The sequence below is a fragment of the Flindersiella endophytica genome (assembly GCF_054779015.1).
The window spans coordinates 189,731-210,601 of the sequence record NZ_BAAGYY010000024.1; the positions used below are offsets into that span (position 1 = coordinate 189,731).

General features: G+C 69.6%; 23 protein-coding genes, 2 tRNA genes and 1 pseudogene. 14 read left to right on the top strand and 12 right to left on the bottom strand.

Annotated features, from left to right (window positions below):
* Positions 1 to 9: 9 nt before the first annotated feature.
* A pseudogene (locus ACYVF6_RS28705) lies at positions 10 to 243 on the bottom strand (hypothetical protein); the annotation flags it as partial.
* Positions 244 to 298: 55 nt separating this feature from the next.
* Between ACYVF6_RS28705 and ACYVF6_RS28710 the strand changes: the two are divergent.
* Genes ACYVF6_RS28710 through ACYVF6_RS28720 form a run of 3 tightly spaced genes read left to right on the top strand, consistent with a single transcriptional unit; the run spans position 299 to position 3,260 of the window.
* The gene (locus tag ACYVF6_RS28710; RefSeq protein ID WP_460525717.1) at positions 299 to 880 is read left to right on the top strand and encodes a helix-turn-helix domain-containing protein; all 582 of its coding nucleotides are present in this window, start codon (positions 299 to 301) and stop codon (positions 878 to 880) included.
* A 53-nt stretch (positions 881 to 933) separates the two neighbouring features.
* Positions 934 to 2,481, top strand: coding sequence for an AtzH-like domain-containing protein (locus ACYVF6_RS28715; protein WP_460525718.1), 1,548 nt, complete (start codon positions 934 to 936; stop codon positions 2,479 to 2,481).
* The gene (locus tag ACYVF6_RS28720; protein WP_460525719.1) at positions 2,478 to 3,260 is read left to right on the top strand and encodes a cysteine hydrolase family protein; all 783 of its coding nucleotides are present in this window, start codon (positions 2,478 to 2,480) and stop codon (positions 3,258 to 3,260) included. Before ACYVF6_RS28715 ends, ACYVF6_RS28720 begins: the two co-directional genes overlap by 4 nt.
* Here ACYVF6_RS28720 and ACYVF6_RS28725 read toward each other — a convergent pair.
* Complete coding sequence (locus ACYVF6_RS28725) at positions 3,257 to 4,051, bottom strand: nucleotidyltransferase domain-containing protein (protein ID WP_460525720.1); 795 nt, start codon at positions 4,049 to 4,051, stop codon at positions 3,257 to 3,259. The genes ACYVF6_RS28720 and ACYVF6_RS28725 overlap by 4 nt on opposite strands.
* A 13-nt stretch (positions 4,052 to 4,064) precedes the next feature.
* On the opposite strand from ACYVF6_RS28725, the gene ACYVF6_RS28730 reads away from it, so the two are divergent.
* On the top strand, positions 4,065 to 4,985 hold the full coding sequence (locus tag ACYVF6_RS28730) for an aminoglycoside phosphotransferase family protein (RefSeq protein ID WP_460525721.1): 921 nt from the start codon (positions 4,065 to 4,067) through the stop codon (positions 4,983 to 4,985).
* A 97-nt stretch (positions 4,986 to 5,082) separates the two neighbouring features.
* Here ACYVF6_RS28730 and ACYVF6_RS28735 read toward each other — a convergent pair.
* Positions 5,083 to 5,153 (bottom strand) — tRNA-Gly (locus tag ACYVF6_RS28735).
* A gap of 191 nt (positions 5,154 to 5,344) precedes the next feature.
* On the opposite strand from ACYVF6_RS28735, the gene ACYVF6_RS28740 reads away from it, so the two are divergent.
* The 5 genes from ACYVF6_RS28740 to ACYVF6_RS28760 all read left to right on the top strand — a co-directional run bounded on the left by ACYVF6_RS28740 (position 5,345) and on the right by ACYVF6_RS28760 (position 9,584).
* Positions 5,345 to 5,421 (top strand) — tRNA-Pro (locus ACYVF6_RS28740).
* 78 nt (positions 5,422 to 5,499) lie between these two features.
* A complete protein-coding gene (gene tig / locus ACYVF6_RS28745; RefSeq protein WP_460525722.1) occupies positions 5,500 to 6,927 on the top strand; it encodes a trigger factor in 1,428 nt (475 codons plus the stop codon).
* Positions 6,928 to 6,953: 26 nt separating this feature from the next.
* Positions 6,954 to 7,640 carry an alpha/beta fold hydrolase gene (locus ACYVF6_RS28750; RefSeq protein ID WP_460525723.1) on the top strand — a complete coding sequence of 229 codons (687 nt, stop codon included), beginning with the start codon at positions 6,954 to 6,956 and terminating at the stop codon, positions 7,638 to 7,640.
* A 39-nt stretch (positions 7,641 to 7,679) separates the two neighbouring features.
* Positions 7,680 to 8,699 carry an ABC transporter substrate-binding protein gene (locus tag ACYVF6_RS28755; protein WP_460525724.1) on the top strand — a complete coding sequence of 340 codons (1,020 nt, stop codon included), beginning with the start codon at positions 7,680 to 7,682 and terminating at the stop codon, positions 8,697 to 8,699.
* A gap of 3 nt (positions 8,700 to 8,702) precedes the next feature.
* Positions 8,703 to 9,584: a siderophore-interacting protein gene (locus ACYVF6_RS28760; protein WP_460525725.1), complete on the top strand. Its 882-nt coding sequence runs from the start codon at positions 8,703 to 8,705 to the stop codon at positions 9,582 to 9,584.
* Here the strand turns inward: ACYVF6_RS28760 and ACYVF6_RS28765 are convergent.
* Genes ACYVF6_RS28765 through ACYVF6_RS28775 form a run of 3 tightly spaced genes read right to left on the bottom strand, consistent with a single transcriptional unit; the run spans position 9,574 to position 11,539 of the window.
* Positions 9,574 to 10,338 (bottom strand): glycosyltransferase family 2 protein, encoded by a 765-nt coding sequence (locus ACYVF6_RS28765; RefSeq protein ID WP_460525726.1) that lies wholly within the window; start codon positions 10,336 to 10,338, stop codon positions 9,574 to 9,576. The genes ACYVF6_RS28760 and ACYVF6_RS28765 overlap by 11 nt on opposite strands.
* A complete protein-coding gene (locus ACYVF6_RS28770) occupies positions 10,325 to 10,753 on the bottom strand; it encodes an SMI1/KNR4 family protein (protein WP_460525727.1) in 429 nt (142 codons plus the stop codon). Before ACYVF6_RS28770 ends, ACYVF6_RS28765 begins: the two co-directional genes overlap by 14 nt.
* A gap of 6 nt (positions 10,754 to 10,759) precedes the next feature.
* On the bottom strand, positions 10,760 to 11,539 hold the full coding sequence (locus ACYVF6_RS28775; protein WP_460525729.1) for an HNH endonuclease family protein: 780 nt from the start codon (positions 11,537 to 11,539) through the stop codon (positions 10,760 to 10,762).
* A 146-nt stretch (positions 11,540 to 11,685) separates the two neighbouring features.
* On the opposite strand from ACYVF6_RS28775, the gene ACYVF6_RS28780 reads away from it, so the two are divergent.
* The gene (locus ACYVF6_RS28780; protein WP_460525730.1) at positions 11,686 to 12,315 is read left to right on the top strand and encodes a hypothetical protein; all 630 of its coding nucleotides are present in this window, start codon (positions 11,686 to 11,688) and stop codon (positions 12,313 to 12,315) included.
* Here ACYVF6_RS28780 and ACYVF6_RS28785 read toward each other — a convergent pair.
* The 3 genes from ACYVF6_RS28785 to ACYVF6_RS28795 form a co-directional block, all read right to left on the bottom strand.
* Positions 12,312 to 12,968: an HNH endonuclease family protein gene (locus ACYVF6_RS28785; protein ID WP_460525731.1), complete on the bottom strand. Its 657-nt coding sequence runs from the start codon at positions 12,966 to 12,968 to the stop codon at positions 12,312 to 12,314. The two genes, ACYVF6_RS28780 and ACYVF6_RS28785, sit on opposite strands and share 4 nt — an antisense overlap.
* 414 nt (positions 12,969 to 13,382) lie before the next feature.
* On the bottom strand, positions 13,383 to 13,865 hold the full coding sequence (locus ACYVF6_RS28790; protein ID WP_460525732.1) for a GNAT family N-acetyltransferase: 483 nt from the start codon (positions 13,863 to 13,865) through the stop codon (positions 13,383 to 13,385).
* A gap of 33 nt (positions 13,866 to 13,898) precedes the next feature.
* On the bottom strand, positions 13,899 to 14,369 hold the full coding sequence (locus tag ACYVF6_RS28795) for an HIT family protein (RefSeq protein WP_460525733.1): 471 nt from the start codon (positions 14,367 to 14,369) through the stop codon (positions 13,899 to 13,901).
* 25 nt (positions 14,370 to 14,394) lie between these two features.
* On the opposite strand from ACYVF6_RS28795, the gene ACYVF6_RS28800 reads away from it, so the two are divergent.
* Entirely contained in the window at positions 14,395 to 14,868 is a 474-nt protein-coding gene (locus ACYVF6_RS28800) for an NUDIX hydrolase (RefSeq protein WP_460525734.1), read from the top strand.
* Positions 14,869 to 14,918: 50 nt separating this feature from the next.
* A complete protein-coding gene (locus tag ACYVF6_RS28805; RefSeq protein ID WP_460525735.1) occupies positions 14,919 to 15,968 on the top strand; it encodes a phosphotransferase enzyme family protein in 1,050 nt (349 codons plus the stop codon).
* A gap of 42 nt (positions 15,969 to 16,010) precedes the next feature.
* On the opposite strand, the gene ACYVF6_RS28810 is transcribed toward ACYVF6_RS28805, so the two are convergent.
* Positions 16,011 to 16,436 carry a PPOX class F420-dependent oxidoreductase gene (locus ACYVF6_RS28810; RefSeq protein WP_460525736.1) on the bottom strand — a complete coding sequence of 142 codons (426 nt, stop codon included), beginning with the start codon at positions 16,434 to 16,436 and terminating at the stop codon, positions 16,011 to 16,013.
* 81 nt (positions 16,437 to 16,517) lie between these two features.
* Here ACYVF6_RS28810 and ACYVF6_RS28815 point away from each other — a divergent pair, with 81 nt between their 5' ends.
* Positions 16,518 to 17,306 (top strand): aminoglycoside phosphotransferase family protein, encoded by a 789-nt coding sequence (locus ACYVF6_RS28815; RefSeq protein ID WP_460525737.1) that lies wholly within the window; start codon positions 16,518 to 16,520, stop codon positions 17,304 to 17,306.
* 133 nt (positions 17,307 to 17,439) lie between these two features.
* On the opposite strand, the gene ACYVF6_RS28820 is transcribed toward ACYVF6_RS28815, so the two are convergent.
* Positions 17,440 to 18,474, bottom strand: a complete 1,035-nt coding sequence (locus ACYVF6_RS28820; RefSeq protein WP_460525738.1) for a Gfo/Idh/MocA family protein — start codon at positions 18,472 to 18,474, stop codon at positions 17,440 to 17,442.
* Positions 18,471 to 19,517, bottom strand: a complete 1,047-nt coding sequence (locus ACYVF6_RS28825) for a Gfo/Idh/MocA family protein (RefSeq protein ID WP_460525739.1) — start codon at positions 19,515 to 19,517, stop codon at positions 18,471 to 18,473. Before ACYVF6_RS28825 ends, ACYVF6_RS28820 begins: the two co-directional genes overlap by 4 nt.
* A 125-nt stretch (positions 19,518 to 19,642) precedes the next feature.
* On the opposite strand from ACYVF6_RS28825, the gene ACYVF6_RS28830 reads away from it, so the two are divergent.
* On the top strand, positions 19,643 to 20,860 hold the full coding sequence (locus tag ACYVF6_RS28830) for a DegT/DnrJ/EryC1/StrS family aminotransferase (RefSeq protein WP_460525740.1): 1,218 nt from the start codon (positions 19,643 to 19,645) through the stop codon (positions 20,858 to 20,860).
* Positions 20,861 to 20,871: the final 11 nt, after the last annotated feature.

Sequence of the window (20,871 nt, forward strand, 5' to 3'; positions counted from 1 at the left end):
GCGATGGTCGAGATGGTCGTGGGAGTTCACCACGAGCAGCGGCAGGCCGGTGAGCTCGCGTACGACCGGGCCGATCGGCGCGATGCCCGTACCGGTGTCGAAGAGCAGCGCCGTGTGGGCGCCGGTCACCAGGAAGCTGTTGGCATGGCCCGGCTCGGCGATGAGCCAGCTGCCCTCGCCCAGATCGCGTACGTCGAACCAGTCCGTCAACTTGCCCGCCCAGGATGTTGATGTGAGTAACATTTGGCAGCGTACGGGCGGACAATTTCAGGCACGTAACGTCTCGAGGTGCACTTTCATGAACCAGCGCGAGATCGACGCCCGGCTCGGAGCGGCGATCCGTTCGCTCCGGCACGCCCGGGAGCACACGCTGGTCGAGATCGCCGAGGCGACCGGGCTGTCGCATCCGTTCCTCAGCCAGATCGAACGCGGCCGCGCGCGCCCGTCGATGCGCTCGCTGTTCCTGATCGCCGAGGCACTCGGGACGACTCAGCAGGCGCTGCTTTCGGCGGTGTCGCCGCCGGCGGGCGGGCCGCCGCGGCTCGGCGAGGGCACGCGGCTGCTCCTGCACGAAGGCGGCGTCGATGTCACGGAGTTCGCCGAGATCAGCCCGGAGTTCGAGGAGTTCTTCACCCATGCCAGGCCGGAGTTCCTGTACGTCGTGACCGGGACGCTGGAGGTGGAGACCCGCGAGGCCGAGACTTCCGAGAGCAGGTTCACCACGCTCCACGCGCGCGAGTCGGTGAGCTATTCCGGCGGGACGTTCCACCGGTTCCGGCGGACGAGCGCCGAGCCGTGCGTGGTGCTGATGGTGCACGGTGATCCGCACGACCCGCACGTTCCACCTGGCCTACATGACGCGCAGGTTTCGCGTTCGTAAGCATCTCGGTCGGGATGTTCACCAGATCAACATCGGCGCCTACGCTCGACCCGATGACCGACGACCTGCTGCGCGCGTTCATGCGTTACGAGCGCGCCCTCCTGGCCAACGACGCATCCGAGCTCGACGCGCTGTTCGCTCCCGGTGAGGCGACGCTGCGAGCCGACGGCGGGAGCGCGCTCGTCGGGCACGAGCACATCGCCGAGTTCCGCGCCGGGCGGCCGCCGGTGCCCCTGCGTTGGCTGCAACGCGTGCACCTGCGGGAGGTCACGCCGGACGCTTACGTGGTGGTGGCGGAGACCTCGCGCACGGACGGTGGGACCGGCGTACAGACCCAGCTGTGGCAGCGATCCGAGGGCTCGGCCGCGGGCTGGGTGGTCACGGTCGCGCACGTCTCGAACGTGCCGGCAGCTCTCGCCGCTCCCGTTGCCGAGGATCCGGCGGCCTGGCGGGTCGCACCTGGAGCGGAGCCGTTGGTACGCGGGGCTTCCACTGGTCCGTTGCGGGGCATGCGGGTCGCGGTGAAGGACCTGTTCGCCGTCGCCGGGCAACGAATCGGTGCCGGCAACCCGGCCTGGCTGGCGCAGGCGCCGGTCGAGTCCTCGCACGCCGGTGCGGTCGCGGCCCTGCTCGCCGCGGGCGCGGACGTCGCCGGCATCGCGCAGACCGACGAGCTCGCGTTCTCCTTGGCGGGGACGAACGTCCACTACGGCACACCGTCGAACCCCGCCGCGTCCGGGCGGATCACCGGCGGGTCGAGCAGCGGACCGGCTGCGGCGGTGGCGGGCGGGTGGGCCGACATCGGGCTCGGGACCGACACCGCGGGCTCGATCCGGGTGCCGGCTTCGTACTGCGGTGTCTACGGTCTGCGCACCACGCACGATGCGGTGGACCGGTCGGGGCTGGTCGCGCTGGCGCCCTCGTTCGACACGGTGGGTGTGCTGGCGCGGACGCCGTCGGTGCTGGCCGCCGGCGCCGGGGCGCTCCTGCCTGTGGCAGAGGTTGAGCCTGTCCGCGAACTGCTGGTGGCGCCCGTGCTGATGGAGCTCGCGGCGCCGGATACGCGGCTCGCGGTCGAGGCTGCCCTACGGGCGCTGGCCTTGCGGCTGGACGTTCCCGTGCGTTCCGCCGAGCTGGACGCCGAGGCGTTGGAGGCCTGGTTCGCCGCGTTCCGGACCGTGCAGACGGCCGAGGCGTGGCGTACCCACGGCGCGTTCGTCGCGGCTCGTCCGGGCGCGTTCGAGCCGGCCGTCGAGGAGCGTTTCCATGCCGGTGCGAAGGTCGACGGCTCGCAGGAGCAGGCGGCGGTTGCGGTGCTGGCGGACGCGCGGGCCGAGCTGCGCGCGTTGCTGCCGCCGGGCGTCGTTCTCGCGATGCCGTCGGCGTCCAGCGCCGCGCCGCCGGTGGACGCCGACCCGGCCGCGATCGGCGTCGTACGCGGCGCGACGTTGCGGCTGACCTGCCTCGCCTCGCTGGCCGGGCTGCCCGCGCTGAGCCTGCCGACCGCGCGGGTCGGAGCGCTGCCCGCGGGCCTGTGCCTGGTCGGTGGACCGCACGCCGATCGTTCGCTGCTCGCGCTGATCACCGAGGAGACGGCATGACCGCCACCGGACCGCTCGCACCCGTCCACCGGAACGCGTGGACGCTGAGCTCGGACACCGCCGACCTGCGCCGGCCAGTGCCGATGGCCCGTCCCGTCACGTTCGACGCCGTTCCGCAGCGACTCACGATCGACCTGGCCCGGACCGCCGTCCTGGTCGTCGACATGCAGAACGACTTCTGCCACACCGACGGCTGGCTCGCCGGCATCGGCGTCGACATCTCCGGCGCGCAGGCGCCGATCTCGTTCCTGGCCGCACTCCTGCCACGGCTGCGGTCGCACGGCGTCCCGGTCGTGTGGGTGAACTGGGGCAACCGGCCCGACCAGGCGAACCTGCCGCCCGGCGTACGACACGTCTACGACCCGTCCGGCGAAGGAGCCGGCATCGGGTCGACCAGCGGGCCGTCGGGCTCGCCGGTGCTGGAGGCCGGCTCCTGGGCGGCCTCGATCGTGTCGGATCTCCCCGTGGCCGACGGCGACGTCTGCGTCGACAAGTACCGCATGAGCGGGTTCGTCGACACCCCACTCGACTCGATCCTGCGAAACCTCCGGGTTGACACCCTCCTCTTCGGCGGCGTCAACGCCGACCAGTGTGTGTTCGCCACGCTGATGGACGCCGCCAACCGCGGCTACGACGTGGTGCTCCTGGAAGACGCGGTGGGCACCACGTCACCCGCGTTCTGCATGGACGCCACGGTCTACAACGTGCGCCAGTGCTTCGGCTTCACGACCACCAGCGCCGCCTTGACCACGGCGCTGGGAGCTGTCGACCCCGGCTAGCCGTGCCAACCGACGACCGCGGCGACCAGCTCACGGGTGTCGCGCAGGCGCTGCCCCGGGTCGTCGTAAGTCGACGCGCCGCTGTCGCCGGTGCGGATGCGTAGCGCCTCGGTGAGGATCGGATGCCACCGCGGCTCGAACGTCTCCAGCGCGTAGCGGCCGGCGCTGCCCTTGGAGTGCAGGCGACCGGTGGCCAGCAGCGCGTGCAGGCGTACGACACCGAGCGCGCACCACTCGACGAACCAGGGGTCGCCGGCGCGTTCCGGCAGTTTTGTGGGTAGCCGGTCGAGGGCACCGATCCAGCCACGCCAGTAGGTCTGCAGGTTGGTGCGCGTGTGGTCGAGCAGAGCCTCGCGGTCGGTCCAGAGGCCGAGCTCGGCCAGGTCCGGGCCACGGAGGCGCTTGCCGTGCTCGGCGAGCTCGTGCCAGGTGACCGGGCTGAGCTTTTGCCGTCCACTCGGTGTGAAGGTGGCTTCCAGACAGCTCGGCACGTCCGGGCACTGCTCCGGCCCGGCGGCGAGATCGGCCCTGGTGAGGTAGGTGCCGTCGAAGTACGGTCGTGGGTGGAGCCGGGCCAGCTCCTGGTGCACGCCTGCCAGCCGGCCGGTCTCGGCTTTGGTAGGTGGCTGTCGTACGAGCGCCACGAAGTCGATATCGCTCCGATCCGGCCGGAAGTCGCCGAGCGCGACCGAGCCGTCGAAGTAGAGGCCTTCGACCAACCCCGGCGCCGCGTCATCGACGAGCCGCAGGTACGCCGTCGCCACGTCCTGGACCAACGGCGGCAACGACATGACGAGGCAGCCTATGGGACGGATCGATGGCTATCGTGCCGTGATGGTCGAGATTCCGGAGGACTTCGCCCGCGGCATCGTCGATCGCGAGGGCGAGGACGGCCGGGCTTGGGTCGCGGGACTGCCTGGGTTGGCGGACGAGCTGCTACGGCGGTGGGGTTGCACCCCGGCCGCGGCGATCCGGTTCGGGCAGGTCGGCGTCATCCTGCCCGTCCAGCGGCGCGACGGCTTGCCGGCGGTGCTGAAGATCTCGTTCACGCATCCTGGCAATCGGTACGAGGCGCAGGCGTTCGCGGTCTGGGGCGGGCGCGGCGCGGTGCGGTTGTACGAGCGGGACGACGCCAAGTTCGCGATGCTCCTGGAGCAGGCCGAGTGGCAGACGCTCGACGACCTCGGCGACATCGACCAGGCGACGGCCGTTCTCGGGCGGCTTGCTCGCCGGCTGGCCGTACCGGCGCCGCCCGAGCTGCCGCGACTGTCCGATCGCGCCGGGTCGTGGGAGCAGGAGCTGCTCGACGGCGCCGCCCGGCCCGGCAGCCGGTTGACGCGGAAGGCGCTGGAGGCGGCGCTGGCGACCGTCGAGGATCTCGCCCGGAAGCAGCCCGAGACGATGGTCCACGGCGACCTCCACTTCGGAAACGTCGTCCGTTCCCACCGCGAACCCTGGCTCGTCGTCGACCCGAAAGGCCTGGCCGGCGACCTCGCCTCCGACGCGTTCCGGGTCCTCGTCCGCGGCGCCGACAGCCTCTTCCAAGCGGCCGACCTCGGCGCCGAGCTCCGCCGCCGCCTCGCCATCTTCGCCGACGCCGCCCAGACAGACCGCGACCGCGCCTACCGCTGGCTCCAACTCGACGCCGCGATCGCCGCCACCCATGACGAGGAGCCGGCGTGGGTCAGCACGTTCCTCGCTCGGGTAGCCGACCTGATGGCGTAACACCACACAGCAATTGGTAGCGGAATCACGCCGCGTGCCACCCGCGCTACTAACGAGCGCCATCGCGCAGTTCGGCTGACAGCCGGACACAAAACGGAGCGGGTGACCGGGATCGAACCGGCACCACTAGCTTGGAAGGCTAGGGCTCTACCATTGAGCTACACCCGCACGGACCTACGCCCAAACGGCGGCGGCCACAGAATGCATCTTAGAGGCCCCGAGCCGCAGCCGCATCCCGGGCCCTGGCGCAACGGGTCGCGCGCGGACCGACGCCTAATGACATGCACTGAGACACCGTCGACTAGACTCCCCGAGGCACCGTCGGCAAGCGTACCTGCCTCGCCAACCCACGGTGCTGCCGGGAAGTGGCGCAGCTTGGCAGCGCGTCGGCTTTGGGTGCCGAAGGCCGCGGGTTCAAATCCCGCCTTCCCGACCACGGTGGGTAGACTTCCCGAGTTCCAGGGGCGTATACCGCCGAATCCATCCATCCGTCCTCGTAGGGAGAACCACCATCGTGAAGAGCACCGTCGAGCCCCTGAGCCCTACCCGGGTCCGGCTGACCGTCGAGGTGCCCTTCGAGGAGCTCAAGCCGAACCTCGACGAGGCTTACCGCTCGATCGCCAAGCAGATCAGCATCCCTGGCTTCCGTAAGGGCAAGGTCCCGGCCGCGATCATCGATCAGCGGGTCGGCCGCCAGGCGGTCGTGGCGCAGGCGGTCAACGACGCGATCCCACAGCTTTACGTCAGCGCGCTGCAGGAGAACAAGGTGCAGCCGCTCTCCCAGCCCGAAGTCGACGTCAAGGACGAGATCGTCGACGGCGAAGACTTGACGTTCACCGCCGAGCTCGACGTCGTGCCCGAGATCACCGTCCCCGACTACTCCGGCTTCGAGGTGTCGGTCGACAACGCCGACGTCACCGACCAGGACGTCGAGGAGGAGCTGCAGGCGCTCCGCGAGCGGTTCGGCTCCCTCGAGACCGTCGAGCGGGCGGCCGAGGACGGCGACTACCTCACGATCGACCTGGCCGCCAGCAAGGACGGCGAGCCGATCGAGGACGCCAACTCCAGCGGCGTGAGCTACAAGGTCGGCAGCGGCTCCATGCTCGAAGGTCTCGACGACGCCGTACGCGGCAAGAGCGCCGGCGAGGAGGCGACCTTCGTCGGGCCGCTTGCCTCCGGTGAGTACGCCGGGCAGGACGTCGACATCACCGTCACCGTCACCGCCGTCAAGGAGCAGAGGCTCCCAGACCTCGACGACGACTTCGCGCAGCTGGCCAGCGAGTTCGACACGCTCGACGAGCTCACCGCCGACCTGCGTGAGCGGCAGGAACGCCGCAAGCGCGTGGAGCAGGTCGAGTCGGCGCGCGGCAAGGTGATCGAGAAGCTGATCGAGGCCACCGAGGCGCCCGTCCCCGACAGCCTGATCGACGAGCAGGTGCAGGCCCGGCGCAACTCCATCCGGCAGCAGCTCGCTCAGTTCGGCATGTCGGAGGAGCAGTACCTCGCCTCCGAGGGCCAGACCGACGAGGAGTTCAACACCGAGCTCCGCAACAGCATCGTCGAGCAGACCAAGACCGGGTTCATCCTCGACGCGATCGCGGAGCAGGAAGAGTTCCCGATCGCCGAGGACGAGTTCACGCAGCACCTGCTGATGCGCGCCCAGCAGGCTCGCGTCGACCCCAACGAGTTCATCCAGCACGCCGTCGAGCACGGCCACCTGCAGGAATACATGGGCGAGCTGCGCCGCCAGAAGGCGCTGACCATGGTCGTCGAGTCGACGAAGGTCACCGACGAGGCCGGCCGCACGATCGACGTGCAGCGCGTCCGCGGCGACGGCACGATCGCCGACGACGATGACGACGCCGGCACCGAGGCGCCCGCCGAGGCCGAGGCTGCGTCCGCATCCGAGTCCGGCGACGCCGAGGCCAAGAGCGACGACTGAGCTCCCGAGCTGGGCTCGCAGGAGACATGCACAGGGTTGACGTCGGCGGCGGCGTCGGGATCGCTTACCGGTTGGCAGGCGATCCCGGCTCGCCGCCGATGCTTTTGCTGCACGGCCTCACCTCCGACGGTTCGTCGTGGGACGCCGTGGTCGACGCCTTCGCCGAACGCTGGCGGGTCTACGTACCCGACCTGCGCGGCCACGGTCGCAGCGACTGGCCCGGCACGTACTCCTTCGAGCTCCTCCGCGACGACCTGCTGGGCTTCCTGCGCGCCCTCGACCTGACCGACGTCGTCCTGGTCGGCCACTCCATGGGCGGGGTCGCGGCCTACCTGCTGGCGCTCGACCATCCCGAACGGCTGCGCGCGCTGGTCCTGGAGGAGACGCCGCCGCCGTTCCGGCAGAACCGGCCGGTGCCCGAGCGCCCGGTTGGTGAGCTGCCGTACGACTGGGACGCGCGGATCGGCTTCCTGCGCCAGGTGAACGAGCCCGATCCGACGTGGTGGACGCGGCTGACCGAGCTCGCCGTACCAACTCTGGTGATCGCCGGTGGACCTGAGAGTCCATTCCTTCAGGATCAGCTGGCCGCGGTGGCCGATCGCATCCCCGGCGCGCGGCTCCTCAGCCTGCCCGCCGGCCACGGCGTCCATCGGGCCCTGCCCGAGGAGTTCGTGGCAGCCGTGATCGGATTCACGGAGGCAGGCACCGCCTGACTCGCCCGCCGCCAGAGAATTAGGTTAGCCTTACCTCTCATGACTTCTCTGGTAAGGCGACGCGCGCTGCTCGTGGGTGGCCTGGGTGCGGCCGTCGCCGCTGTGGCTGCCGGCTGTGGCAGTGCAGAAGAGCCGGCGAGCTCCAGCAGTACGACCTCCGCGTCGGCGAAGGACGGCAGCGACGACGCCGGCCCGATCACGTTGAAGCACCAGTTCGGGTCCACGAAGATCCCGGGACGGCCACAGCGGGTGGTCACGATGACGGGAAGCTGGACGGACGCGCTGATCGCGCTCGGCGTGCCGATCACCGGCGAGTACGTCACGCGCGGCTACAACGGCCCGGGCAACACGTTCGAGTGGACGCCGGCGCACAAGTCCGAGATCGTCGAGATGACGGACACGACGGAGGTCAGCCTCGAACGGCTCGCGAGGTTCCGCCCCGACCTGATCCTCGCCGGCTACGTGCCGGGCAAGGAGATCTACGCCAAGTTCTCCCAGGTCGCGCCGACCATTCCCGTCATGGCCACCAAGGCCGTGCTCGATCCCTGGCAGGACGTGACGACGACCGCCGGCAAGATCTTCGGCCTGGAGGCGAAGGCCGCCGAGCTCGTCGGCACAACCGAACGCCAGGTCGACGACTTCCGCGCCGGCTTCCCCGCGGCTGCCGGCAAGACGTTCGTGTTCGGCCAGCTCACCCAGGACGGCCAGTTCGGTCTGGTCGCCGACGAGAACGACCCGGCGACCAAGCTGATCACCGCCGCGACCGGCCTCGAGCTGCACCCGGCGATCAAGACCGTCGCCAAGGGCGGCACGCGGGTCCTCGTCTCCGCCGAACGCATCGACCTGCTCGGCGCCGACGTCGTGCTGATGTGGCCGCTGGCCGGCGGTCCCGAGCAGTTCGGCAAGGTGGCCGGCTGGAACTCGCTGCCGGCGGTCAAGAAGCAGACCACGATCTTCCTCACCAACGACAACGCGTCGGCGTTCGGCAACCCGACCATCTACTCCGTGCCGTACACGCTCGACCTGTTCCGCCCCGCGATGCGAAGGCTGGTGGGCTGAGCGATGCCAGGGATCAGGCACCACCTCCGCGAGCTCGCCCGCCGCAACCAGGCCTTCACAGTTCCCGTACGTGTCGACGCGGTCGAGCGCGTGTCGGCCGGGTTCGTCCGGGTCACCGTGAGCGGCGAGGAGCTCTCACGGTACGAGGAGCGGCATCCGGCCGACGCGTTCAAGGTGTTCTTCCCACCCGAAGGCGCCCGCCGGATCGACTACCCGCAACGCGGCCCGAACGGCCTGCCGTACTGGCCCGACGGTACGACCCAGCCGGTGCTGCGCGCGTTCACCGTTCGCGACTACTCCCCTGTAAAGCAGGCGCTGACGTTCGACATCGCCGACCACGCGGACGGGCACGCGATGAGCTGGCTGCGGTCCGACCCCACCGGCACGGCCATCGCATTGTCCGGGATGCGCCGCGACTTCGCCGCCGATCCCGAGGCGACCGACTACGTCTTCGTCGGCGACCGCAGCGCACTGCCCGCGATCGCCGCGTGCGTGCGGGCGCTGCCACCCGGCGCCCGGATCAACGTGCACCTGCCCGAGCTGGACGCTTCCGATCGCGCGCTGCTCCCCCAGCACGACAGGCTGGTCGCGCACTGGGTACGCGACGACCTGGCGGCCGCGGTCACCCGGCAGCCCGCTCCGCCCGCCGAACGCGCCCAGGTCTGGATCGCCGGCGAGGCGAGCATCGTCCGCGCGATCCGGCGGCACGTCCTCGAGCAGTGGCACGTGTCCCGCGACGACCTGCACGCCACCGCGTACTGGAAAGCCCACCACGACAACACCCAGTTCGACGCCGGCAACCTCATCCGTTATCAGGAAGCCGCTGCCAAGGGCCTTGACATCGTCGACCCCGACGTACGCGAGGACATCGAGCTCAGCGCCTGAAACGCCGCAGCCACTCGTCGCGCCGGGCCTGCTTGGCAGGCAGCAGGTTCTCCCACTCGTTGGGGTACGACACGCCGAACGCGTGCAGCACCACCACGTCGTCGACCACCAGGTGGTGCTGCCCGTGGGTCCGCAGCACGCGCGTCATCAGCTCGAACGTGTCGAGGTAGTCCCGCTTGCCACTGCCCCACAACAGCTCCGCGCACGACAACCCCAGCTCGGCGACAGCCGTACGGAGCAGCGGCGTGTTGCGTACGAGCGCACAGCACGGATGCAGCCGCGCCTCATAGAGCGCGGGATTCGCGAGCTGCTGATCGAGCAGCTCGGGCGTCAGCGGCTCGCCGTCCCACGACATCCGCGGTCCCGCGCCGAACGCCGCGGGATCCGCTGCCAGTGCGGCGGCCAGCCGTTCGACGGTGTGCGGCTGGGTGAAGCACATGTCCGCGTCCAGGAACAGGAAGTACTCGCAGCCGGCGTTCACCGGATCGAGGACGAACCGGCTCAGCACCTCACCGTGGGAGTTGCCGGGCAGGTCGGTGGTGAAGCCCGACTCGACGACCGGAACGCCGAGCTCCGCGGCGGCCGCGCGCAACGACTGCAGGTCGGCGTCGTCGGTGGAGGCGTTGTCGAAGATGGTCAGCGCGACATCGAGATCGGGATGCTGCGCGTACAGGGATCGGGCGGCGAGCTCGGTCCACGCGGAAGTGGAGTGGTTGACGACGACCGCGCGGATCGCGGGGTCAGTCGACCGCACGGGCGAACGCGTCGAAGTCGTCGGCTAACCGCGACATGATCTTCTCGGTCGGCTCGTCGGCGTCGAGCTCCTCGGCGAGGTCGTAGTCGGCCCACCAGACCGACCCTTCGTCGCTGCCGCCGACCTTGAGGCAGAGCCCACCGCCGCCGCCGTCACCGACGACGAGGTAGTCGTGCGGCACGACCTCGTTGAAGCCTTGTCGTTGCAGGTAGATCAGTTGGTCGAGGCCGAAGACGCGGGTCAGGATCGCGCTGCCGGCCGAGCCGGGGACGATCACGTTGTCGCCGAGCGAGCCGCCACCGGTTTCGAGGAGGACACGCCGGAACGCTTTCGGCAGCCTGTGGCCCAGCTTGTGCTCGGCTTCGACGATCTCCGAGTCGGACAGGGCACCATTCGGCGGCTCGAACGTGATCACCAGACGTCACTCCTCGTGCGCGATGCTCGTTCTCGAAACCCTGATACCTCCCCAGTGTCGCACGAGCGCGTGCAGATCTGAATCAACGAGGACCATCGTCCTGCCGTCCTCCTTGTGGTGCCACGTGAGGCCGGGCGGATCGGAGCGCCAGCCGAAGACCGCGTTCGCGTTCTTGTTGTCGGAGTAGCGGTCGGGCCGGCCGTTGTCCTTCGGCGGCGCGAAGCCGGCTTCGAGGCGGACGGTCTTCACCGCGTACCGGTCGAAGATCGGAAAGCCTTCGTAGGAGAACGTCACGCCGTGCGGAAACCGCTTCCGGACCGGTTCTGGAAGAGCGTCCAGATACGTCTGTCCGGCGTACCGCGCGTTGGACCAGTTGACCTTGCCGACCACCTGCGCGCCTCGCTCGCGCCCTTCGCGGATCCGGGCCTGCCGGAACGCCGGCCCGTGCGAGGGTTCCGGCCAGGACTGCTCCGGGTCGGCGAGCGCCGGCCCGGCCTGACCCTGACGGCGCGGCGGAGTGGCCGGGCCGGCCGGCGCGCGAACGTAGACGACCTCGTCCCGGACACCGAGATCACCCGGGTCGACCGGCGGGTCGCCCGCGCGCCATTCCCTGTGTACGCGCGGGCGGCGCGGGTCGAGTGGAGTGTTGGCCAGACCCTCCACGGGAACCGCGGGAGCCGTCAACCTCCGCCTGCTCTGGTCAAGGCCGGCCGTCTCCGGACTCGCCGACCGCTGGCTGGGTATCGTCGGCGTCGCTTCGCCGGCAGCGGATTCCTCCTTACACATGCAGCCGCCTCCTCGGCCAGCTCACGAGTGAAGTTCGAGTATCACTCGCCGTAGCAACTCGGTATCGGCTCGGCGACAAAATTCCGATGGCCGCCACATGAATGCCCTACGGCCGGCAAGTCCTGACCGGGATAAAGTCTCCGGCTGTGCTGGAACGTTCCCACCTCGCCACGCAACTGCGCCTTGCCCTGGAGACGTCCTGCCCAGGTTCGCGCACCGAGCTTCGCGGTTCGCTGGGAGAAGGACGTGCGGACGAGTACAGCGACATCGACCTCGCATGGTCCGTGCCCGACAACGCGTTCGAAGCCGCCGTCGCCGCTCTTCCGGACGTCCTGGGTGGCGTTCGGCCCGTCGCCTCGCTCCGCTCCGACCCCGACTTCCAGCGGTCGGCGGCGCGCCGGCTGATCTTCGTCCGCTTCGACGGTGTTCCGTTGTTCTGGCGGCTCGATCTCGCGGTCTGGAAGGAGTCCGCGGCGTTCGACGAGAGCATCGACGTCGACAACCCAGAAGCGCGCGGCGACGACTGGTCGCTGCCGGAAAGCGCGCTGATGAACGCGCTCGGCACGATCAAGTGGGTCCGCCGCGGCCGGCCGCGGATCGCCGCCGAGTCGTTGCGGAGGGGATGGGAGCGGATCGGAGTTCCGCCTGCCCCGGAAGGCTCCTGGGCCGATCAGATCGCCTATCTGACCAGGCTGTGCGCGGCCCAGGAACCCCGGTTGACCGGTTTCGCGGACGATCTCGAACGGCTCGCCCGCGAACTGCTGGTCACGCGCTAGAAGGCCCGCGTGACGGTGATGGTGACGTTGGAGCAGGAGTTGGCGTAGTTGGTCAGTGTGGTCTTCTCCGCGCTGTTGACCGTGAGCCGCCAGCGCAGCTTCACCGCGACCCACTCGTTGATGTAGCGGCACCGCGCACTGGAGTACGACGGCATCCACTCGGCCGGATCCTTGTCGCCCTTGGCCTGGTTCACGTCGTCGGTGACGGCGACCAGCGTCCGGGAGTCGCCGAGGTCGTTGGCGAACGACTGCCGGCGCGAGGTCGTCCAGTTGCGCGCGCCGGAGTCCCAGGCCTCGGCCAGCGGTACGAAGTGGTCGATGTCGAGGTCGGACGGCGCTGTCCAGTAGACGTTGTCGTAGTAGGAGTACCAGCGGCCGCCGGACAGTGTGCAGCCCGAGCCGACGCTGGGCGCCGTGACGGCCTCGGCGATCAGCACCTCGTAGCGCGTGTTGCAGCCGTCTCCGTCGGCGTCGATCCAGTGCGGGAACAGGTCGCGGCTGTAGCCGGTCCGTACTTCGGTGGCGACCGGCAGGCTCGCGACGGCATCTCGAAGCGGGGCGGAGTACGTCTCGGCCCAGGCAGGTGGAGCGAACAGGGGCGTTGCGACAGCGACCACGGCCGCGACGCCAAGCCAGCGCAGGACACCTTTCATGTTGCCCTCCATGACCGTATGGAAAATGCGGCGATTCCCCCGGTTTCGATATAGCCACCGCGTTCACACGGGTACAAGACGTCAACAGGCGAACGGCTCCTTGCTGCCAACCCTCCGGTTGGCCAACAACGGACACGGCTCCATCCGCAAACAGGACGGCCGCGCAGGCGGCCCAAACGAGAAGGGTGTCGAGGACATCTCCGACCTGATGCGTACACGGCGGTCGGCCTCGCTGGACGACCCGGAGCTGGAGGGGATCTCCCCGTCGCTGCGGTACGACGACTTCGTCTGCTCGGTCGTCGACGGGGCCTGCCGTCGGTCGATGCCTGGGTGGCGGCGCGGCACACTCCGCCGGGCGTCATCGCCCACTAATCGGCGATGCAGGGTGGAGTTCCCAACGTCGGGAACGCCCGCCTAGAGCTCCTTGAGCAGGTAGGTCAACTGCTCGACGATGCGGTGCTGGGTGCCGCTGTCGTCGACGTGGAGGTAACTGCCTTCGTAATGGAGGCCCGGTTGGTAACCAAGCCGGGTGTACAGCTTTGCGGCCCTCGGATTGTCGTCGTCGACGGCAAGACCGATGCGTGGGCAGCCCCGCCTGCGCGCCCGCTCCTCGGCCTCGCGGACGAGCGCCGTGCCGATCCCCTTGCCCTGGTGCGGACCGAACACCGTGAGCCCGTTGATCTCGGGACAGCCGGGATAGGTCTCGCGCACTTCCGGGCTGCCGATCCATTGCAGCTCGCAGAAGCCGAGGATCTCGTCGCCCTCGAAGGCGAGCAGATAGGCGCTGCGCCCGGCCTTGTGGTTGCCGTACTTCCGCGCGTGCCGCCGGTTGGCGCCGGTGGGCCCGACGCGCTCCAGCACCTCGACGTCCTCGGCTCGGCAGTCGCGGATCAGCATCCGGCCACGCTAGACGCGTGCTGGCTGCGGTCGCTACAGGTTTAGCGCGCGCTGGATCGCCTCGGCCCTGGCCGCCAGCTCTTGCGGCGAGAGCAGGACCGATCCCTCGTCAGGATCGATTGGGCGGGACGGTGCGGGATCGCCGTAGTAACGCGGCTTGAGATGGCAGTGCAGGTGCGGCACGGCGTTGCCGAGGATCTCGAAGTTGAGCTTCGCCGGACCGAAGACGGTCTCCAGCGCCTGGCCGGCGCGCATCACGTCGTCGAAGAACGCGTTCCGCTCGGTGACGTCCAGCTCGTACGGCTCGACGACGTGCTCCCGATAGATCAGCACGCAGTAGCCCTTGACGAACTGGTTGGGCACCAGCCGGAGCAGGCTCACCGACAGCCAGCCGACCGTGTGGCCGTACGGATCGACGATCTCGTCGGACGCGACCTTCGCGCACAGCGGGCAGTCCTCGCCGCGTTTCAGCGCGTTCCACTTGTCCTCTGGCATCCATCCCATGCCAGGAGACTGCCACAATTCAGCGGTGGCGAAGGGAAAGCTCAAGGGACGTTCGGCGAAGGTCGGGGCGTTCGCGCTGGTCACGGATGGCGAACGGCTGCTGCTCGTCAAGCAGGCGTACGGCAAGCGGCTGTGGGCGTTGCCCGGCGGGCTGTCCGAACCGGGTGAGGAACTGGCCGAGACCGCGCGGCGCGAGGTGGTGGAGGAGACCGGGTTGGACGTGGCGGTCGGTGACCTGGTCGCGGTCGCCGATCGGGGGTTCATCGTGTTGTTCGTGTTCGCGGCTTCGTATCCGGGCGGCGAGCCGGCGCCGCAGGACGCCGAGATCGAGGCGCTGGGCTGGTTCACCGCCGAGGAACTGGAGGGGCTCACGGACCAGGCGTACGGACTGGCGCGGGAGCTGGGCCTGGCCTGGCTCCGAGGAGGTGCCGGCAAGCCCGGCCTGCGGGGCGGCCCGATCGCCGGGCCGGACGGGCGGTATCCGCTGCTGCGCGTCTGAGCCCGGAAACGAGTGGCACCGGTCGGGCGCGGCTTGGGATGCTGAGCCCCATGCCGAAATCGGGCGACCTCGACTTCCGCCGGTCCCAGGTCTGGGACGACGACCTCGGGCGGTGGCAGCCGCTCTGGCTCCGCCCTGGCACCGTCCTGCACGCCGTCCGGAGACTGTTCGGCCTGCCCGCGCACGCCCTCGACTACCTCGGCAACGGTTTCATGAACCGCTCCTGGCTCGTCACGACCGACGACGGCGAGCGCTACGTGGTGCGGGTCAGCCGGGCGGAGCTCAGCCGCGAGCAGATCGAGTACGAGCACGCGCTGGCGGCCGCGTGGCACGAGTGGGTCGAGCCGGTCGTGGCGCCGCTGCCGGGAGTCGACGGCCGCACGGTGCAGGTCGAGGACGGCTGGCGGCTGTCGCTGTTCCCCTTCGTCGAGGGGGTCGTGGGTACGAAGGTCGACCAGGAGGTACGCACCCAGGAGTCGGCCGTCACGCTGGCCAGGTTGCACCGCGTCGCCGTCGACGAGCTGGACTTCGGCCAGCGACCGGAGTTCCACGCCGTACACGAGTCGCCGCGCTGGCTGTGGCACGAGGTCAGGCCCGTACTGGAGCAGAAGCTCCACTCCGATCCGGAGTACCGGAGGCTGGCCGGCGCGATCGACCGTGAGGTGGCCGCGCTCGACCCCTGGCTGGACCGGCTCACCACGGAGGGCAGCCTTGGGCCGGTCGCGCCGGTCCACGGCGACTTCAACCCGCGCAACCTGCTGTTCCGGGACAACCGCCTGGCCGGCATCGTCGACTTCGACGCCTGCCACCTGGACGCGATCGTCGCGGAGGTCGCGGGCGTCGGCTTCGGCGACCCGGACCTCGACCCGCCGGCGTTCTTCCGCGCCTACCTGGACGCCGGCGGACCGCTCGACGCCGGCGCGTTCGGCCTGCTCGGCGGCTTCGCCCGGATCGGCTGCCTGTCGGAGGTGCAATGGTCGGTGGACGACGGCGCCGTCCACCCCGAAGTGCACCGGCAGCTGACCGCGGTCGTCGACGGGCTGACCTGGCTCCGGGACCGCGAGCGCGACCTGTGCGGCCGAACCGACGGAGCCGGCTGAGCCCGCAGAGCCCGCAGAGCCACCTGAGCCTGCCGACCCGCCTCAGCCCGCGATGTCGCGGGCAGCGATCACCTTCGTGATCCGGGCGCGTACGAGCAGCTCCCCCGGCACGGCGTTGCGCTCACCGAACGCCTCCGCCTGCTCCGCGCCCATGTATCGCCCGCCCAGCGCGGTCGCCCACCTGCGCAGCTCCGCCAGGTCCTCACTGATCGTCGCCTCCGCGGTGATCAGGACGTGGGAGTACGGCGGCGTCTGGTCGTCGACACACATGGAGATCCGCGGGTTCTTGCGCAGGACACGCCCCTTGAGCGAGGTCTCTCCCGTGGTGAACACCACATCGGGCCCGTCCAGCACGAACCAGATCGGCGTGACGTGCGGACTCCCGTCGGCGCGTGTGACGCCCACCTTGCCGGTACGCGTGCCCTCCGAGACGTACGCCCGCCACTCGGCCTCAGTCATCTTCTCCATGCGCCATTGCTACCCCATCGCCGCCGCGCCTCCCACCGTCGGCAAGCGCAGTCTCGAGGATCATCGACTACGCTCGCCCACATGTCTGAGGGGCAGGCACCAAGGGAAACCCACGTGCTCAAGGACGACGCGGAACGCAAGGTGGTACGTCAGGGTGACACCGTGCGGCGGCCGACCTATCCCTGGACCCCGGCGGTGCACGCCTTACTCCAGCACCTGGAGTCAGTCGGCTTCCCGTACGCGCCACGGCTCGTCGGCGTCGACGACGGGCACGAGATCCTCACGTTCATCGAAGGCGAGTCCGGCCTGCACAGCTGGGCCAAGGTCGTCGACGAGCGTGGGCTGTGGGCGATGGGCCGCCTGTTGCGGATGTACCACCAGGCCGTGTGGGAGTGGCAGCCCGACGAGAGCCTGCTGTGGGCCGCCGGAACGATGAACACCGGTGACCCCAGCGAGTTGATCTGCCACGGCGACTTCGGCCCCTGGAACATCGTCTGGGACGGTCACCGGCCGGTCGGCATCATCGACTGGGACTTCGCGCACCCCGCGCCCGCGACCAAGGACATCACCTACGCCATGGAGTACGTCGTCCCGCTGCGTGACGACCGCGAGGCGATGAAGCACTTCGGTCACCCCGCGCCGCCGGACCGGCGACGGCGGATGGAGACCTTCCTGCGGGCATACGGCCTGCGCTCGGCCGAGGGCCTGGTCGACGAGGTGATCACGACCCAGCGGGCGTCGCTCGACACCACCCGCATGCTCGCCGACGGCGGCATCGAGCCGCAGGCCACCTGGGCGCGCGAGGGCAAGCTGACCGAACTGGAGCAACGCCTCCAGTGGCTCGAGTCCCAGCGCGACGAACTCTCCTGACACCACCCGCCCGCCGGCCCTCCCGCCCGCGAATGACCACGTTAACCACGTAGTTGGCGGGTTAACCACGCCCCGGGGCGTGGCGAAGCACCTGCTGGCGTGGCTAACGTGGTCATTCGCGCCAGATCAGAGCTCAGACGTCCAGCGGAAGCTGCAAGGGCTGGCCTGTCTTCGCCGACTTGTACGCCCCCATCGCGATCTCCGTCGCGCGGTAGCCGTCCCACCCGTCCGGACGCGACGGGCGACCTTCGCGGATCGAGGTGATGAACTCCTCGAGCATCCCCGCGTCGGCGTTGGCGCCCCACGGGAGCCAGCGACCCTCGCGTACGCCGTCGCGGTTGTCGCCGTCGGAGTAGGCCGAGATGGTCTGCTTGAACGCGTCCACCGACGCCAGCCCGGCGTCGCCGATGACGTCGAGGCGGACGGTGCCCCAGGTCGGGTAGGAGTACGGCCGGCTCCAGCTGCAGTCGATCGTCGCCACCGTGCCGTCGGCGAACGTCACCGCGACCAGGCCGGCGGTCTCCACCGGCAGGTCGGGATAGAGCAGGCTGTTGACCTGGGCGTAGACCTCGGTCGCCTCGACCCCGAGCATCCAGCGCAGCAGGTCGGCCACGTGCACCGTGTGGTCCATGACCGCGCCGCCACCGGCCAGCTTCGGGTCGACGAACCACGGGTTGGAGCGGCCCGGCATCGTGCCGAAGTTGACGCCCTCGACGCCGTGGATCTTCCCGAGCGCACCGGAGCGCAACGCCTTCTCGAGACTCGCGATCGGCGCGGAGAACCGCACCGGGAACGCCGTCATCAGGTTGACGCCGGCCTTCTCACAGATCTCGATCATCGCGCGCCCGTCGGCGAGCGTGGTGGCCAGCGGCTTCTCGCACAGGACGTGCGCGCCGGCCTGCGCCGCCAGCTCCACCAGCGCCCGGTGCCCGGCGTTCTCCGAGCAGACGATCGCGGCGTCGGGACCCCAGTCGAGCAGGTCGGCGTACGACTCCATCTGCGGTACGCCGAGCTGGTCCGCCCACCGCTTTCCACGTTCGTGGTTCTCGTCGGCGATCCGCAGCTCCACATCCGGGCGCTTGCGGAGTACGGAGGCGTAGCCCACACCATGCTGGTGCGCGAACGACAGGATGCCGATCTTCAGTCGCTTGTTCACGGGCTGGTTCATGCGCGGACTACCTGACCTACGTCGGGGTTGGCGGAGTTGGAGCTGCTGGCGGCCAGGTCGATCGCGCGGCCGGTCTCGGCGGACTCGACGGCGGCGAGTGCGATCTCGAGCGCCGCGCGACCGTCGGCCGCGGACACCCGGGCGGGTACGTCGTCGTGCAGCGCCGACAGGAACTCGCGCAGCTCCCGCGCCCACGGGCTGTCGCCCGGAAGCCACTCGCCGGCGGGCAGCAGCCTGGGCGGTGCCGTCCGGGTCGCGGCGCGCTCGTCCGTCGCGTACTCCAGCAGGCCGGTCGAGCCGGCGATGTCGAAGCTGGTACGGAAGCCGACGCCCTCGCGTGCCCACGATGCCGTGAGGTGGCTGATGGCGCCGCTGGCGTGGGTGAGGATGGCGTGGGCGTGGGTGACGGCGTTGTCCTCGCCGACCCGGCGCAGCTGCCGCCCGAACACGCGCACGACGTCGCCGGCGACCCACCGCGCGAAGTCGATGTCGTGAATCATGACATCGCAGATGATTCCGCCCGAACGCGTCGAATCCAGGAACCAGGCCCTGCCCGCCGGCAATCCCCCCTCCCGGGTCAGGCGAATTACGGCGGGTTCGCCGATTTGCCCCGAAACCACCGCGTTCTTCGCGGCGGTGTATTCGGGGAAATATCGCACCACGTGCGCCACGTGCAACTGTACCCCCGCCACGCTGGCGGCGGCGAGGAGCTGGTCGGCTTCGGCGAGGGTACGGGTGATCGGTTTCTCCACGATGACGTGCTTGCCGGCGTCGATCGCGGCGAGCGCGACCTCTGCGTGCACGTCGGTCGGCGTGCACACGTCGACGACATCCACCGCGTCGAGAAGTGACTCAAGACTCTGATGTCCGGTAATGCCGAGCTCGTCAGCCTTTGCCCGTACGTCGGCCACGTCGTCAAAGGCGTGAACCTCCGTGACATGCGTGCCCTCGGCGGCGAGACCACGTAGCAAAGAAGCGTGCATGGATCCCATGCCACCGAGTCCGACAACTCCCAGTCGGGAACCCTTCACGGATTGCACCATCCCTTGGTAGGTTCTGGTTCAGACCATTTATCTATCTGGTTCAAAAGGATTCTGGGAAACGCTATCCACGGTACGGACAGGGACACTACGGACGCTTCCTCCCAGAACACGCGAGGTGAACGCAGATGACGCCGGACAGCAGCGGACTCGCACTGCATGGCGGGAAGCCTGTCCGCAACCGGCCATTCCCGGAATGGCCGACATCCGATGACACCGCGGCCAAGGCCGTATTCGAGGTGCTCACCACTGGTGAGCCGAGCAGTACTCATGGCGATGTAGTTACCCGTTTCGAGGCCGAGTTTGCCGCATACCAGGATGCCAACTACTGCACCTGCATCTGCAACGGGACGCTCGCCCTGGCCGCCGGCCTGCGTGCGGTGGGCGTCGACGTAGGCAGCGAGGTCATCCTGCCGTCGTACGCCTTCGTCGCGACCGCGGCCGCGGTGATCTTCGCCGGCGGCATTCCTGTCTTCGCCGACATCGACCCGTGTACGCACCTGCTGGACGCCGGCGCGGCGGAGGCCGCGATCACCAAACGAACCAAGGCGATCCTGCCGGTGCACGTCGCGGGCCGGCCGTGCGACCTGGACGCGTTCACGGCACTGGGCGAACGCCACGGCGTCGCGATCGTCGAGGAGGCCGGCCAGGCGCACGGTGCCGAGTGGCGCGGCCGCAAGGTCGGCGCGATCGGCGACGTCGGGGTGTTCGGCTTCCAGACCGGCAGCCACATCGGCGCCGGCGACGGCGGCGCGGTCGTCACCGACGACGAGCAGCTCGCGGCCCGGCTGCGGGCCCTGACCAGCGCGAGCATGGGCGACTTCTCGACGTGCGACTCGCCGCTGCGGGCGGACGAGAGCCTCCGCCTCACACCGTTCCAGGCGGCGATCCTGCGGATCCAGCTCTCGCGGCAGGCCTGGCACCGGGCGGCGCGCTCGGCCAACGCGGACCGGCTGACCCAGGCCCTGCGCTCGGTCGACGGCGTCCGGCTGCCGCCGGACGAGCCGGCCGTCACGGCACATGGACACCATGGGTTCCTCTTCAGGCTCACGAAGATCGGTGGTCCCGACCGGCGTGACGACTTTGTCCAAGCGCTGGTCGCCGAGGGCATCCCGGGTGTGGCGGGGTATGGCGGGCTGCACCTCAACATCGCCCTCCGGGAAGAGATCGGACGGCTTGCCGACCGGCTCAATATTCCATACCCCGAGCCGAAGCTCGTCGCCACTGAGAAGGTCGTCGCTGACACCGTCTGGTTGCCTGGACGTGCGCTGGCCGGCACCGAAGACGATATCCGGGACATTGTTACGGCGGTGCAAAAAGTCCTGGCCGCCTTCCGCCACTCCTGAGGAGCGGCGGA

Excerpts from the sequence above, each read along its gene's own strand:
- ACYVF6_RS28790 (WP_460525732.1), bottom strand. The coding sequence starts at position 13,865 with ATGCTGATCCGCGACTGCCGAGCCGAGGACGTCGAGGTGCTGGAGCGC.
- ACYVF6_RS28715 (WP_460525718.1), top strand. The coding sequence starts at position 934 with ATGACCGACGACCTGCTGCGCGCGTTCATGCGTTACGAGCGCGCCCTC.
- ACYVF6_RS28710 (WP_460525717.1), top strand. The coding sequence starts at position 299 with ATGAACCAGCGCGAGATCGACGCCCGGCTCGGAGCGGCGATCCGTTCG.
- ACYVF6_RS28775 (WP_460525729.1), bottom strand. The coding sequence starts at position 11,539 with ATGTGTAAGGAGGAATCCGCTGCCGGCGAAGCGACGCCGACGATACCC.
- ACYVF6_RS28760 (WP_460525725.1), top strand. The coding sequence starts at position 8,703 with ATGCCAGGGATCAGGCACCACCTCCGCGAGCTCGCCCGCCGCAACCAG.
- ACYVF6_RS28830 (WP_460525740.1), top strand. The coding sequence starts at position 19,643 with ATGACGCCGGACAGCAGCGGACTCGCACTGCATGGCGGGAAGCCTGTC.
- ACYVF6_RS28795 (WP_460525733.1), bottom strand. The coding sequence starts at position 14,369 with ATGGGATGGATGCCAGAGGACAAGTGGAACGCGCTGAAACGCGGCGAG.
- ACYVF6_RS28785 (WP_460525731.1), bottom strand. The coding sequence starts at position 12,968 with ATGAAAGGTGTCCTGCGCTGGCTTGGCGTCGCGGCCGTGGTCGCTGTC.
- ACYVF6_RS28815 (WP_460525737.1), top strand. The coding sequence starts at position 16,518 with ATGTCTGAGGGGCAGGCACCAAGGGAAACCCACGTGCTCAAGGACGAC.
- ACYVF6_RS28820 (WP_460525738.1), bottom strand. The coding sequence starts at position 18,474 with ATGAACCAGCCCGTGAACAAGCGACTGAAGATCGGCATCCTGTCGTTC.
- ACYVF6_RS28755 (WP_460525724.1), top strand. The coding sequence starts at position 7,680 with ATGACTTCTCTGGTAAGGCGACGCGCGCTGCTCGTGGGTGGCCTGGGT.
- ACYVF6_RS28825 (WP_460525739.1), bottom strand. The coding sequence starts at position 19,517 with ATGGTGCAATCCGTGAAGGGTTCCCGACTGGGAGTTGTCGGACTCGGT.
- ACYVF6_RS28805 (WP_460525735.1), top strand. The coding sequence starts at position 14,919 with ATGCCGAAATCGGGCGACCTCGACTTCCGCCGGTCCCAGGTCTGGGAC.
- ACYVF6_RS28810 (WP_460525736.1), bottom strand. The coding sequence starts at position 16,436 with ATGGAGAAGATGACTGAGGCCGAGTGGCGGGCGTACGTCTCGGAGGGC.
- ACYVF6_RS28720 (WP_460525719.1), top strand. The coding sequence starts at position 2,478 with ATGACCGCCACCGGACCGCTCGCACCCGTCCACCGGAACGCGTGGACG.
- ACYVF6_RS28725 (WP_460525720.1), bottom strand. The coding sequence starts at position 4,051 with ATGTCGTTGCCGCCGTTGGTCCAGGACGTGGCGACGGCGTACCTGCGG.
- ACYVF6_RS28750 (WP_460525723.1), top strand. The coding sequence starts at position 6,954 with ATGCACAGGGTTGACGTCGGCGGCGGCGTCGGGATCGCTTACCGGTTG.
- ACYVF6_RS28730 (WP_460525721.1), top strand. The coding sequence starts at position 4,065 with ATGGGACGGATCGATGGCTATCGTGCCGTGATGGTCGAGATTCCGGAG.